This window comes from Bacillus sp. PK6-025 (genome assembly GCF_056530265.1).
The window spans coordinates 814,348-827,753 of record NZ_CP096509.1; the positions used below are offsets into that span (position 1 = coordinate 814,348).

A 13,406-nucleotide genomic window follows, 5' to 3' on the forward strand; every position below is an offset into this window, starting at 1 on the left:
TTTCTTTATTTGCAAAGAAAGGTTTGATAGATCATGAATGAACAACCACCTGAGAACTCAAGTATGTTTAAACAGCCAAAAGCGGTCTGGGCCGTGGCCTTTGCCTGCGTGATCTCGTTTATGGGGATCGGGCTTGTCGATCCGATTCTGCCGGCGATTGCGCGGCAGCTGCATGCTTCCCCCAGCCAGGTTTCGCTTTTATTTACAAGCTATCTGCTAGTCACAGGTTTCGCCATGCTTTTATCAGGCGCCGTATCGAGCCGGATTGGGGCAAAGCTGACGTTAATCAGCGGCTTGATCCTGATCATCGTTTTTGCAGGCTTGGGCGGGCTTTCGCATTCCATTTCTCAGCTCGTCGGCTTTCGCGGCGGCTGGGGACTCGGAAATGCCATGTTTATCTCAACTGCGCTTGCCGTCATTGTCAGCGTGGCATCTGGCGGAAGCGCAAAAGCCATTATTTTGTATGAGGCGGCTTTGGGATTGGGCATTTCGGTTGGACCGCTTGCCGGTGGAGAGCTTGGCACAATATCGTGGAGAGCGCCGTTTTTCGGCGTATCGGTTTTAATGGCGGCCGCTCTTTTGGCCATCTTTTTTCTTTTGCCGCCTGTCCAAAAGCCGCGGAAGAAAATTTCCGTCAGCGCGCCGATCAAAGCGCTTCGTTATAAAGGGCTATTGACGCTTTCAGGCGCCGCATTCTTATATAACTTCGGTTTCTTCACCCTGCTTGCATATTCGCCGTTTGTTCTTGACTTAAATGAACGGGGCCTCGGCTACGTCTTTTTCGGCTGGGGGCTGTTTCTTGCGATCACTTCCGTTTTCATCGCTCCGGCCGTACAGCGGATCTTTGGAACCGTCCGCTCGCTGATCTTTCTGTTTATGCTGTTTGCAGCTGATTTGCTCGCGATCGGGATTTGGACGGAGCACATGGCGCTCGTCATCGGGGCGATCATCATAGCCGGAGGGATTCTGGGCATGATCAATACGATTTTGACAACAGCGGTGATGGAAGCTGCGCCTGTCGAACGGTCTGTCGCTTCATCTGCCTACAGCTCCATCCGGTTCATCGGCGGGGCCATTGCGCCTTGGATCGCCGGTGTGTTAGCCGATCATTTTACTGCGCATACTCCCTATTTTGCAGGATGCATCGCCGTGCTTGCCGGCATGGCCGTTTTGACTGGAGGCCGCCGTTATTTGGCAGGCATCAAAGCCGGTCATTAATGAAAACAGCGTGTCGAGAAACCCTCGCATTCGTTGTCAGGCCTGCGCGTCGGTGCTCACGAATTCCAACATTCGCTCCGCTCCGATGCTCGGCCTTCCTAGACTGCAAAGGTTTTCAATCACGCAGAAAGGATGACAAAATCCCAAAACAAAAAGCCGTTTTGGGATTTTGTCAACAATCTGAAAGCTTGTTTCCCTAAAAGGAAACAAGCTTTTTTTGTTTATAAAACTTTCGTTGTCCATGACTCGCAATTCCATGTTTCTGTCGCGATATCCATATAGAATTCAGGTTCGTGAGAGATGAGCAGGACGGAGCCTTTGTATTCTTTCAAAGCTCTTTTTAATTCTTCTTTTGCTTCAACATCAAGGTGGTTTGTCGGTTCATCGAGTACAAGCAGGTTCGTTTCCGAATTGATAAGCTTGCATAGTCTGACTTTTGCTTTTTCCCCGCCGCTTAATACGGATACCCTGCTTTCGATATGCTTTGTCGTCAGTCCGCACTTCGCCAGAGCCGCGCGGATTTCGTACTGTGTAAAGGACGGAAAGTCGTTCCACACTTCTTCTATGCATGTGTTGTTGTTGGTCTCTTTGACTTCCTGCTCGAAATAGCCGATATGAAGGTGTTCGCCGCGTTCGACTTCTCCCGACAGTGGTGAAATTTCACCCAGAAGGCTTTTCAGCAATGTCGTTTTTCCGATGCCGTTGGCTCCGTACAGAGCGATCTTTTGGCCCCGCTCCATTCTCAAGTTCAGCGGACGGGACAGCGGCTCATCATAGCCGATGACGAGCTCTTTCGTTTCAAAAATCAGCTTTCCGGATGTTCTTGCTTGTTTAAAATGAAATTCAGGCTTCGGTTTTTCCGAAGGGAGCTCGATCATATCCATTTTATCGAGCTTTTTTTGCCGGGACATCGCCATATTTCTTGTGCTGACGCGCGCTTTGTTGCGGGCGACGAAATCTTTCAGCTCCGAAATCTCCTGCTGCTGTTTCTTGTAGGCTGCTTCAAGCTGCTGTTTTTTCACTTCGTATACTTCGCGGAATTGGTTGTAGTCGCCGACATAGCGGGTCAGCTCCTGGTTTTCCACATGGTAGATCAAATTAATGACGCTGTTTAAAAACGGAATGTCGTGAGAAATCAAAATAAAGGCGTTCTCGTACTCCTGCAAATAGCGTTTTAGCCATTCGATATGCTGTTCGTCCAGATAGTTTGTCGGCTCATCGAGCAGCAGGATGTCGGGCTTTTCCAAGAGCAGTTTGGCAAGCAGCACCTTTGTCCGCTGGCCGCCGCTCAAATCCGCGACATCCCTGTCAAGGCCGAGATCGTTAAGCCCGAGGCCGCGGGCGATTTCTTCGACTTTTGCGTCAATCGCGTAAAAGTCGTTGTTGGTCAGGGCGTCCTGGATCGTTCCGACTTCTTCGAGAAGCTTTTCAAGCTCATCGGGGTCAGCCTCGCCCATTTTTGTGTAGATGGCATTCATTTCTTCTTCCATCGCAAATAAATAATGGAAAGCGTTTCTGAGCACGTCGCGGATTGTTTGTCCGCGCTCAAGTGATGTATGCTGGTCAAGATAGCCGACCCGGACCTTTTTGGACCATTCGACTTTTCCTTCGTCAGGCTCAAGTTTGCCTGTAATGATATTCATGAAGGTCGATTTTCCCTCGCCGTTTGCTCCGATGAGACCGACATGTTCGCCTTTCAGCAATCGAAAGGATATATCATGAAAGATCGCCCGGTCGCCAAAACCGTGGCTCAGCTTTGTGACTGTAAGTAAACTCATGTTTTGCACCTCAAAAAATATAATCTGTATTCTATAAGATTATATCGAACTCAGAGGGAACAATAAAAGAAAAATTGCGCAGCCGCTTTTGTTTTGAGATACTAGGAGCAGAATCAACCTGATAAAAGGAGAAAAACATGACAGAAAGATGGCCATTTTTAAATAAAGCAAAACCGTTTATTCAAGAAAACTGGAAGGCATCGGGCTTTCAAGAGCCGACGAGTGTCCAAAAAAATGCAGTCGATCTGATTTTGGACGGGCGTGACGTGATCGCCGAGTCGCCGACTGGAACGGGCAAAACGCTCGCTTACGTCCTGCCGATTCTGGAAAAGCTGGAGGCGGATCAAAAGAACGTGCAAGCTGTGATTTTGGCTCCGTCCCGCGAGCTTGTCATGCAGATTTTTGATGTGATCGTCGAATGGAAAAAAGGCTCGGATATCAGAGCCGCTTCCCTGATCGGCGGCGCCAATGTCAAAAAGCAGCAGGAAAAGCTGAAAAAACACCCGCACATCATTGCGGGCACACCTGGACGCGTATTTGAGCTGATTAAAATGAAAAAACTGAAAATGCATGAAGTGAAAACGATCGTCCTTGACGAAACCGATCATCTGCTTACACCGGAGCATCGCGGGACGATACAAAGCATCATCAAATCGACGCTCCGCGACAGGCAGCTCCTCTGTTTTTCGGCGACTTTAAAAGACGACGCCGAACGCGAGCTCCGCAGCATGACGACAGAAGCGGAAGTTCTCAGGATCAAGAGGTCGAAAGAAGAATCTGCAAAAATCAAACACCAATTTCTCGTATGCGACCAGCGGGATAAGGTGAAGATCCTGCAAAAATTCTCGCGGCTTCCGGGCATGCAGGCGCTCGTCTTTGTCAAAGACATCGGCAACTTAAACGTGTATGCCGAAAAGCTCAAATTTCATCATGTCGACATCGGCGTTCTTCACAGCGAGGCGAAAAAAATCGAGCGCGCCAAAATATTGCAGGCATTTGAAGCAGGCGAATTCACGCTGCTTCTCGCGACCGATATCGCAGCGCGCGGAATCGACATCGAAGATCTCCCTTATGTCATCCACGCCGATTTGCCAAACATTGAAGGCTATATCCACCGGTCGGGAAGGACGGGAAGAGCGGGGAATGAAGGAACCGTGATCAGCCTTGTCAACTGCATTGAAGAGGAAAGGCTGAAAAAGCTGGCGAAGAAGCTTGAAATCCCGCTTCAGCGGATCGTGTATGAAAGAGGACGGATTATTGAAAGATAAGAAAGAGGCCTGCTGCCGGCAGGCCTCTTTTTTATATGAATGCTCAGGCATTGTTGGAATCGGCGACTTTGATCAGCTGTTTGCCGAGGTTTTTTCCTTCAAACAAGCCTAAAAATGCCTCAGGTATCCGCTCGAAACCTTCTGTTATCGTTTCCTCATATTGAAGCTGCCCGCTTTTTACCCATTCGGCGAGCTGTTTGGTTCCTTCAGGAAAGCGGTCCCTGTAATCGTTGACAACAAATCCTTTCATCAGGGCGCTTGTTTTAATTAAGGCCGTTTGTACACGCGGCCCCATATCATCTTCTGCGCTTTTGACGTTATAAGAAGAAATCGCCCCGCAAACCGGAATTCGTGCAAACTTATTGAGCAGGGGGAAGACAGCATCTGAAATCGTGCCTCCGACGTTGTCAAAGTAAACATCGACACCGTCTGGACAAGCTTGTTCAAGCGCTGAGGCCATATTTTCCGTTGTTTTATAATTGATTGCTTCATCAAAACCGAGCTTTTCTTTTAAGTATGCCGTTTTTTTCGTCAGAGCCTGCAATACCGACGACTCTCGCCCCTTTGATTTTGGCAATTTGTCCGACGGCGGAGCCGACTGCTCCGGCGGCACCGGAGACAACAACCGTTTCACCGGCTTTTGGCTGTCCGATGTCCAAAAGTCCGAAATAAGCCGTCAAACCGGTCATGCCGAGAATCCCAAGAAAAGCGGTAACAGGCGCGAGGGACGGATCGATTTTCTGCAGATTGTCTTCGCGAACCGCTGAATACTCCTGCCAGCCCAAGCGGCCCAAAACAATGTCCCCTTTTTTGAGCTTGTCTCCTTTTGCAGATATCACTTCGCCGATCACGCCTCCGGTGATTACTTTATCAAGCGGAAATGGCTCGACATAGGATTTCGTGTCCTGCATTCTTCCCCTCATATAAGGGTCCACTGAGACATAAAGCGTTTTTACAAGCGCTTCACCGTTTTTTGCCTCCGGAATTTCCGTTTCTTTTATGCGAAAATCGTCCATAACAGGTATGCCCTGCGGACGTCTTGCGAGTTCAATTTGTTTTTGCGACATAATGATTCCTCCTTTTACTTATAACTTACCACGTAAAAAAGAGGTTTAGCAAAAGATCAGCGGGTTGCATGAAAGGTTTTTTTCAGCACAGAATCGGGCAGAAAAAGATGAAAAACATCAGCATTTCTTTCATTTAAAAGATATTGATTGGCATTTTCTCTCGAAAATTGAAACATGTCTTTTGTGATAAAAGGAAGCAATGACAGGAGATATGAAGAGAGGAGGTCTTCGGTGCTGCTTGCCGTTCTCCTTTCTTCCGGATCGCCGATGTTCATGATGATTGAAAAGACGTAATCGATATTAATGCCGAATCGTCTGGCGGCAAAAGATTCAAATCGATGAGTATCAACTTCTTGATGACCTTCCCTTGAAAAAATCTGCTTGACCAAATCGCTAATGATCCATGCGTTATATTGCTGTTCCGGTGAAAAATAATACACGCTTCAATCACCCCATCTCAAAGCCTTGTCTATTTGTAATGTACCTGAATTGGCAATCCTTTCAAACATTTTGTCTGAAAATTTATAACAATTGTAACATTGAAATGAAAATGTCATGACAGAGCATTCATCCGTTTAGCCGCGCAAACAAAGGGTAAGTGTTAAATACAACATGAAAAAAGGGAGGAGATTCATATGAAACCAGTAGTAAGACAATATACTAATGATGAAAAACTGATGAAGGATGTTGAGGAACTCAGGGAAATCGGAGTTGCAAGAGAAGATATTTACGTTCTGTCACATGATGACGACCGTACTGAAAGACTCGCAGACAACGCGGATGCCAATACGATCGGAGCCGAAGAGACAGGCCTTAAAAATGCCGTGGGCAATATCTTCAACAAAAAAGGGGACGAACTTCGCAATAAAATTCATGAGATCGGCTTTTCAAAACAGGAAGCAGAACAATTCGAGAAGCAGCTTGATGAAGGAAAAGTCCTCCTCTTTGTCACGGATCATGAAAGAGTGAAATCCTGGGTATAAATTGAGACTGCCGACAAGGTCGGCAGTTTTTTTAATAAAATAAAATTTGAATGATAGCAGGAAAGGAGTAGAATAATAAACGAAAACGATATGAATAGGAGGAAAAGGTTTTGGCTAAAGAAAAAGATGCAGAACAAAAATCGGCATTGAACATCATTCCTCTTGCGGTCACGATTTTAGTCGGAGCGGTGATTTGGTTTATTCCGTCGCCCGCCGGATTGGACCCGAAAGCATGGCACTTATTTGCAATCTTTGTGGCAACGATTATCGGCTTTATATCAAAACCGCTGCCGATGGGGGCAATCGCCGTATTCGCATTGGCGGTCACGGCGCTGACCGGAACGCTGTCGATTGAAGAAACGCTCAGCGGTTTTGGAAACAAGACGATTTGGCTGATCGTCATTGCCTTTTTTATTTCACGGGGATTCATTAAAACCGGTTTAGGTGCGCGAATCGCCTATTTATTTGTGCGGATGTTCGGCAAAAAAAACACTCGGACTCTCGTATTCACTTCTTGTCAGCGATTTGATTTTGTCGCCGGCGATCCCGAGTAATACCGCACGGGCCGGGGGAATTATTTTTCCGATTATTCGTTCGTTATCCGAAACTTTTCAGTCAACGCCCAAGGACGGCACGGAACGGCGCATTGGCGCTTTCTTGCTGAAGGTGGGCTTTCAGGGGAACTTGATCACTTCAGCGATGTTCTTAACGGCTATGGCGGCAAACCCGCTGATTGCCAAACTTGCCCATGATGTGGCAGGTGTGAATCTGACCTGGACAAGCTGGGCTGTGGCGGCCATCGTCCCGGGACTTGTCAGCTTGATCATCACCCCGCTTGTCATTTATAAACTGTATCCGCCTGAGGTGAAAGAAACACCTGATGCGGCGAAAATCGCAACAGAGAAGCTGAAAGAAATGGGCCCTTTCAAAAAATCGGAACTCTCGATGGTCGCGGTCTTTTTGCTCGTCCTTTTTTTATGGATTTTCGGCGGAAACCTGAAAATTGACGCAACGACAACGGCATTGATCGGTTTAGCCGTCCTGCTTTTGACACAGGTTCTGACGTGGGACGATATTAAGAAAGAGCAAGGCGCATGGGATACGCTGACATGGTTTGCCGCGCTCGTCATGCTGGCGAGCTTCTTGAATGAACTCGGCATGGTCGGCTGGTTCAGCGATGCGATGAAATCGTATGTTTCAGGATTCTCCTGGGTCAGCGCATTTCTCATTTTAATTGCGGTTTACTATTATTCGCATTATTTCTTTGCGAGTGCAACCGCTCATATCAGCGCGATGTACTCGGCCTTTCTCGCCGTGATTATCGCTGCAGGCGCTCCGCCGCTCCTCGCAGCATTAAGCCTTGCGTTTTTCAGCAACCTTTTTGCTTCGACGACACACTACGGAGCTGGAGCGGCACCCGTCTTTTTCGGGGCCGGCTATATCCCGCAAAGCAAATGGTGGTCAATCGGCTTTATCCTGTCGATTGTTCATATTGTGACATGGCTTGTTGTCGGAGGGTTGTGGTGGAAATTGTTGGGTATATGGTAAAATGAAGGGCAGGAGAGATCCTGTCCTTTTTTTATGTTTATTGGAAGCAGTTGATTTGAAATTCCACAATTTATAGTCGAAAAAGTGTGCATTTCAGTCAGTTATAACTTGTATGCACTGAACGATGGAGACGTAAGGGGGATATTAATGTTTTGGTCAGTTGATTTCATGCTGATCGGTTTCGTGTATGCAATCGTCTACTTTTTGTACGACATTGTGAAAAACCGAAAAAAGACAAGTTTTTTTAGAAAAATGGTGTTTGCCAGTTTTATTGTTTATTTGAGCGTCGTTTATCACTATACGATAGGCGGAATCAACATTCCGCCGCAGCCGGCATACGCTCAAATGAACATTCAGCTCATTCCGTTTTATTTTGTCGCTGAATGGGTGCAAATGCATCAGCAGAGCGGGTTTGATTGGTTTTTTTGGAATTCTGTCAAGCTTACATTTTTTAATGTTTTATTGCTCATTCCTTTAGGTGTGTATCTTTCCGTTCTATGGAGGAAAATTCCGCTCAAAAAAGCGGCGGTTTTTGTTTTTTTGACAAGCTTTTTGATTGAGAGTCTCCAGCTTGTGCTATCTGTGACTGGATTCATAATGGCGAGAACCTTTAATGTGGATGATTTAATTTTAAATACGGCCGGCGGTGTAATCGGTTTCTGCCTGACGTCTTTCATGTTCAGAGCCAAAGGCTCAGCTTCCCGCCGAAAAGATCTGCATTTTTGAAGAAGTGCGAAAGATGGTTCCCGCCAGGGCAATCATCTTTTTTAGTTAAAATTGAAAGCTCAGGTTCTTGAATCGGTGCGTGCCTGTGCCGTGCTTTGCCAGCCCGTGTTTCTTTAAGTGCAGTGCCGCATGCCCGGCTTCCTGCAAAATGTCAGGAGCAAGACCGAGCTGATGATGCCCGCCGAAAACTTTTTTCACGCGCCCGATAGCCGAGATTTTTTCAAGTGACTGAATCAATTGGACCGGATCAGTCGTCGGGTAGAATGCATAGATGGGGGCTCCGGTATACAGCAGGTCGCCGGTAAACAAGTAGCCTGACGCCGGATCAAAGATGCAAATATGCCCCGGGGAGTGTCCGGGCGTATGATAAATAACGAGCGGCCTTGAATCGCAGCCGACTGTGTCGCCGTCTTGCAGCGTTCCCGACGGTTCACCTCTGAACGGGGTGTATGTTTCAGCGGAAAAGCCGGCCGGTACAGGTTTAGTGATATCTCGAGAGACATCGCGGCGAATGTGCTCGATCGGAAGCCCTTTGATTCCGTCCGTCAGCCAGTCTTTCTCGGCTTCATGAACGTAAATGCGCTGATATTCACCGTGGCTTCCGATGTGATCCCAATGGACATGGGTTGTGATGACGCTGACCGGCAGATCGGTCAGACTATCCGTTACCGTCTTCATGCTGCCGATACCAAGACCTGTATCAATTAAAACGGCTTCCTTCGCCCCAATCAGCAAGTAAGAGTGCACATTTTCCCAATGCCCGCATTCGCTGATCGCATATGTGGATTCATCAAGCTCTGTTACAGTAAACCATTGACCATCTCCCATTGGTTTGTCCCTCCTTCATTTTTTCAAAGGTGCTCATCCGTGCATATCCTCAAGTCAAATGTGCAAAGTAATAAAATATATGATAAGTGAGTGTGGTGAACATAATGAGTGATCCTTACATGCCTTTGACATCCATCAACAGCGGGGTCCTGGAAGAGTATGCCGAAGGCGTATTCGGTTTGACGGTGCAAATCGTCAATGTGTATTTTATTTTCGATCCCGATTCGCGGGAAGCCGTTTTAATCGATGCCGGAATGCCCAAGTCCGCTCCATTTATTTTAAGAGAGGCAAAGGAGCGGTTCGGCGATTTTAGCCTAAAAGCAATCGTTTTGACGCACGGACATTTCGACCATGTCGGCGCTTTGGAAGGTCTTCTCGAAACATGGCCGGTTCCGGTTTACGCCCATGAGAAAGAAATGCCTTATTTAACGGGAAAAGCCGATTATCCGCCTGCCAAACCGCAAGTAAAAAGCGGGCTGGTTGCAAAGATGTCTCCGTTGTTTCCGAGGCACTCAATCAACATTTCGTCCCATGTAAAGCAGCTTTCTGAAGATGGTTCGCTTCCGTTTCTTAAAGGGTGGAAATGGATTGAGACGCCGGGACATACACCGGGTCATGTTTCGCTTTTCCGGCAGTCGGACAGAACCTTGATCGCAGGCGACGCCGTTACAACTGTAGAGCAGGAATCTCTGTTTGAAGTGGCGATTCAAAAGCAGGAGCTGAACGGACCCCCGGCTTATTTCACAATGGACTGGACAAAAGCGGCGGACTCGGTTCAGAAGCTGTCGGAATTAAAACCGGCTGCATTGTTGACGGGACACGGTGTACCGATGAAAGGAAGCGATTTTTCCAAAGAGCTCCTTGATCTGTCAGGCCGCCTTCCCGCTTCTGATTCGTAAAATGCCATATGCTGCCCATTAAAACATTCAGCCAGGCTGAATGTTTTTTTATAGGGAAAAACTAACCATTTACATGTGATGATGGCCATCCATCGTTCTATATTTCGGATGTTGTTGTATACCAAAGGAATCATTTTCTGAAATTTTAGACAAAACAAGCTGATATTTCATTTATAATGCAGGTATGCCTGAAAGGAGCTGAGAAAAGATGAACATTCAAAAAAGGGTCCAAGCTTTGCTGGCAGCTGCGGCAATGTTTGCAGGACTGATGGTGTCTGATGCGGTTCACGCTGCGGAAACCCCTTACTATGGAAAGAACTATACTCAGCCAGAGCAAGTGTCATCATTATATCCGGAGCCGGAAGAAACTTTCTCGACCCCTGCTTTTGTGAAAGAAGGGGAAGCCTTTACGACACAAGAAGAAATGATGAAGTTTATAACCAGTCTGACAAAGAAAAGCCCGAATGTCAAAATCGGGAATATCGGTTTTTCAATTGAAAAAAGAAGTATTCCCGTGCTTTATTTCACAAAGGATAAGCAAATACGTTCCATATCAAAAAAACCGACCGTCTGGCTGCAAGGACAGATACACGGAAATGAGCCGGCGGCGGGAGAATCGGTCCTGGCGATGGCTGAAAAACTGGCCGGGCCGTACGGCGACAAAGTGTTGGACAAGATCAATGTCATCGTCGTTCCGCGGGTCAATCCTGACGGCTCGTATCAGTTTAACAGACGGCTGGCGAGCGGAATCGACGGAAACAGGGATCATGTTAAGCTTGAATCTCCGGAAGTCCGCGCCATTCACCAGGAGTTCAATCAATATTCGCCTGAAGTCGTTATTGATGCCCATGAATACGGTGTCGGCCAAAACGAATTTCAAAGCGTAGGCGAAAAAGGGTCATTAAAATACCATGATATTTTAATTTTATCAGGAAAAAACTTAAACATTCCCGAATCGATCAGGTATGCGTCTGACAGCCTTTATGTGAACGGCGTCAGAGCTAAACTTGATGAAAAAGGTTTTTCTAATGATGCATATTATACGACAGGAAAAAGCAAGGACGGAAAAATCGAAATTTATGAAGGCGGTACTGAAGCGAGAATCGGACGTAATGCATTCGCCCTCCAGCCTGCTCTTTCCTTCCTAGTGGAAAGCAGGGGGATAGACATCGGACGCGAAAATTTTGCAAGAAGAGTCGCGGCTCAGGTTGCTACGCATGAGACGATCATCGACACGACAGTGAAGCATGCAGCCGAGATCAAGCGCCTTGTCGCCAAAGAAAAATTAAAGCTGATAAAAAATGGTGCAAAAGTGAGCGATAAAGACCAAGTGGTCATCAACAGTGAGTATGCAGGGCCGTATAAAGAAACGCTGAAAGTCGCTGATATCGCTTCAGGACAAGCAGTTGACGTTCCTGTCCAATATTACAGCGCTTCGGAAGCCGTCCCTGTGCTGTCAAGAACACGTCCGACCGCTTACCTTGTCCTTCCGGGCCATCAAGATATTGAGCAGAAGCTGAGGGATCAGGGATTAAAAAGCGTGACACTTCCTTTCAAACAAAAGCTCACCGCTGAAGCGTATGAGGTTTTATCGAAAGAAACATCGGGAGAATCTGAGGGCCGGCCTGTGATCAAGGTGGAAACGAAGCTTAAAAAACAGAAAAAAGAGTTTCCAAAAGGAACAAAAGTCTATTTTACAGCTCAGCCGCAAAGCAATCTGCTGTCGATTGCGCTTGAGCCGGAATCGGTTGACAGTTATGTAAGCACGGGTTACATCCCTTCTCAAACAGGCAAACAGCTGCCGGTTTACCGCTTCATGCTGAACACTAAAACGCTTAACATTAAGGAATAATCATCAGGCATCCGTCTTTGACGGATGCTTTTTAGCGGTTTTTTGTCTTTTCATACATAATGGTTTTAAACTGAGATTGAAACCTATACAATAAATATCAGTCTGAAATCTGGAAGGAGAGAATCCGGTTGGAATCATATGAAGAATTATGGAGGGAAGCCAAGACCTTCATCGAGCTCTGCTACGGGGAACTGTCGAAGTCCGAAGAAGAAACAAGGATGCGCTTACATAAAATAGACGAAGAAATCAGAGAAACCGGAAGCTATACACATACATTAGAAGAAATCGAACATGGAGCGAAAATGGCATGGAGAAACAGCAGCCGCTGCATCGGCCGGCTGTTTTGGCACTCTCTTACTGTCATCGATCAAAGAGGCGTTCAAACCGAGGCAGAGGTGCGGGATGCGCTTTTTCACCATATAGAGCTTGCGACAAACGGAGGGAAAATCAGACCGTTCATTACGATTTTTCCCCCGGAACAAAGCGGGCAAAAAAAAGTGTCCATTTGGAACCATCAGCTGATCAGGTATGCGGGGTATGAAACGGAGCAAGGTGTCATCGGCGATCCGGCATCATTGGAACTGACAAAAGCGTGTGAAGCGCTCGGCTGGAAAGGCGAAGGTACGCCTTTTGACGTTTTGCCGCTTGTTTTTCAAATAGATGGCCATCCCCCTGTGTGGTATGAGCTGCCTCGTGAAATCGTCAAAGAGGTCAGGATTGAACATCCGGAGATTGAAGGCTTTAAAAGTCTGGGGCTGAAGTGGTACGGTGTGCCGATTATAGCCGATATGAAGCTGGAGGTCGGAGGAATTCATTATAATGCCGCCCCGTTTAACGGCTGGTATATGGGAACGGAAATCGGAGCGCGCAACCTCGCGGATACAGACCGCTATAATGTACTCGAAAAAGTGGCAGCCATTATGGGACTTGATACGGAACGGAATACTTCGCTGTGGAAAGACAAGGCGCTTGTTGAATTAAATACGGCGGTGCTTCACTCTTATAAAAATGCCGGCGTCAGCATTGTTGACCACCATACCGCGGCAAGCCAATTCAAGCGGTTCGAGGAGCAGGAAGCTGAAGCGGGAAGGGAGCTTTCAGCAAGCTGGACATGGCTGATTCCGCCGTTATCTCCGGCAGCGACCCATATCTTTCACAGCTATTATGAAAATAAAACGCTTAAACCGAATTACTTTTATCAGGAAAAGCCTTATTCGAACGATTGAGAGGACGAATAGA

General features: G+C 47.1%; 10 protein-coding genes and 2 pseudogenes. 8 read left to right on the top strand and 4 right to left on the bottom strand.

Going from position 1 to position 13,406, the window contains the following annotated elements; translation table 11 throughout:
• Nucleotides 1–33: 33 nt before the first annotated feature.
• Nucleotides 34–1,218 (top strand): MFS transporter, encoded by a 1,185-nt coding sequence (locus M1D67_RS04090; protein ID WP_020450519.1) that lies wholly within the window; start codon nucleotides 34–36, stop codon nucleotides 1,216–1,218.
• A gap of 221 nt (nucleotides 1,219–1,439) precedes the next feature.
• Here M1D67_RS04090 and M1D67_RS04095 read toward each other — a convergent pair whose 3' ends face one another.
• Entirely contained in the window at nucleotides 1,440–2,996 is a 1,557-nt protein-coding gene (locus M1D67_RS04095; RefSeq protein ID WP_020450520.1) for an ABC-F family ATP-binding cassette domain-containing protein, read from the bottom strand.
• Nucleotides 2,997–3,133: 137 nt separating this feature from the next.
• Here M1D67_RS04095 and M1D67_RS04100 point away from each other — a divergent pair, with 137 nt between their 5' ends.
• Complete coding sequence (locus M1D67_RS04100) at nucleotides 3,134–4,264, top strand: DEAD/DEAH box helicase (RefSeq protein ID WP_479831614.1); 1,131 nt, start codon at nucleotides 3,134–3,136, stop codon at nucleotides 4,262–4,264.
• Between the two features lie 43 nt (nucleotides 4,265–4,307).
• On the opposite strand, the pseudogene M1D67_RS04105 reads toward M1D67_RS04100, so the two are convergent.
• Both M1D67_RS04105 and M1D67_RS04110 read right to left on the bottom strand, forming a co-directional pair.
• A pseudogene (locus M1D67_RS04105) lies at nucleotides 4,308–5,337 on the bottom strand (NADP-dependent oxidoreductase).
• A gap of 50 nt (nucleotides 5,338–5,387) precedes the next feature.
• The gene (locus M1D67_RS04110; protein WP_020450523.1) at nucleotides 5,388–5,771 is read right to left on the bottom strand and encodes a YfmB family protein; all 384 of its coding nucleotides are present in this window, start codon (nucleotides 5,769–5,771) and stop codon (nucleotides 5,388–5,390) included.
• Between the two features lie 195 nt (nucleotides 5,772–5,966).
• Here M1D67_RS04110 and M1D67_RS04115 point away from each other — a divergent pair, with 195 nt between their 5' ends.
• From M1D67_RS04115 to M1D67_RS04125, 3 genes and pseudogenes are all read left to right on the top strand, one after another.
• Complete coding sequence (locus tag M1D67_RS04115) at nucleotides 5,967–6,314, top strand: YflT domain-containing protein (RefSeq protein WP_020450524.1); 348 nt, start codon at nucleotides 5,967–5,969, stop codon at nucleotides 6,312–6,314.
• A 110-nt stretch (nucleotides 6,315–6,424) separates the two neighbouring features.
• Nucleotides 6,425–7,862 (top strand): annotated as a pseudogene (locus M1D67_RS04120) (anion permease).
• 147 nt (nucleotides 7,863–8,009) lie between these two features.
• Nucleotides 8,010–8,588: a VanZ family protein gene (locus M1D67_RS04125; RefSeq protein ID WP_101561750.1), complete on the top strand. Its 579-nt coding sequence runs from the start codon at nucleotides 8,010–8,012 to the stop codon at nucleotides 8,586–8,588.
• 45 nt (nucleotides 8,589–8,633) lie between these two features.
• On the opposite strand, the gene M1D67_RS04130 is transcribed toward M1D67_RS04125, so the two are convergent.
• Nucleotides 8,634–9,416, bottom strand: coding sequence for an MBL fold metallo-hydrolase (locus M1D67_RS04130; protein ID WP_101561751.1), 783 nt, complete (start codon nucleotides 9,414–9,416; stop codon nucleotides 8,634–8,636).
• 104 nt (nucleotides 9,417–9,520) lie between these two features.
• Here M1D67_RS04130 and M1D67_RS04135 point away from each other — a divergent pair, with 104 nt between their 5' ends.
• From M1D67_RS04135 to M1D67_RS04145, 3 genes are all read left to right on the top strand, one after another.
• On the top strand, nucleotides 9,521–10,315 hold the full coding sequence (locus M1D67_RS04135; protein WP_020450531.1) for an MBL fold metallo-hydrolase: 795 nt from the start codon (nucleotides 9,521–9,523) through the stop codon (nucleotides 10,313–10,315).
• A 208-nt stretch (nucleotides 10,316–10,523) separates the two neighbouring features.
• Entirely contained in the window at nucleotides 10,524–12,167 is a 1,644-nt protein-coding gene (locus M1D67_RS04140) for a M14 family metallopeptidase (RefSeq protein WP_479831616.1), read from the top strand.
• Nucleotides 12,168–12,295: 128 nt separating this feature from the next.
• Nucleotides 12,296–13,393, top strand: coding sequence for a nitric oxide synthase oxygenase (locus tag M1D67_RS04145; protein WP_020450533.1), 1,098 nt, complete (start codon nucleotides 12,296–12,298; stop codon nucleotides 13,391–13,393).
• Nucleotides 13,394–13,406: the final 13 nt, after the last annotated feature.

Excerpts from the sequence above, each read along its gene's own strand:
- M1D67_RS04125 (WP_101561750.1), top strand. The coding sequence starts at position 8,010 with ATGTTTTGGTCAGTTGATTTCATGCTGATCGGTTTCGTGTATGCAATC.
- M1D67_RS04115 (WP_020450524.1), top strand. The coding sequence starts at position 5,967 with ATGAAACCAGTAGTAAGACAATATACTAATGATGAAAAACTGATGAAG.
- M1D67_RS04130 (WP_101561751.1), bottom strand. The coding sequence starts at position 9,416 with ATGGGAGATGGTCAATGGTTTACTGTAACAGAGCTTGATGAATCCACA.
- M1D67_RS04100 (WP_479831614.1), top strand. The coding sequence starts at position 3,134 with ATGACAGAAAGATGGCCATTTTTAAATAAAGCAAAACCGTTTATTCAA.
- M1D67_RS04135 (WP_020450531.1), top strand. The coding sequence starts at position 9,521 with ATGAGTGATCCTTACATGCCTTTGACATCCATCAACAGCGGGGTCCTG.
- M1D67_RS04095 (WP_020450520.1), bottom strand. The coding sequence starts at position 2,996 with ATGAGTTTACTTACAGTCACAAAGCTGAGCCACGGTTTTGGCGACCGG.
- M1D67_RS04090 (WP_020450519.1), top strand. The coding sequence starts at position 34 with ATGAATGAACAACCACCTGAGAACTCAAGTATGTTTAAACAGCCAAAA.
- M1D67_RS04140 (WP_479831616.1), top strand. The coding sequence starts at position 10,524 with ATGAACATTCAAAAAAGGGTCCAAGCTTTGCTGGCAGCTGCGGCAATG.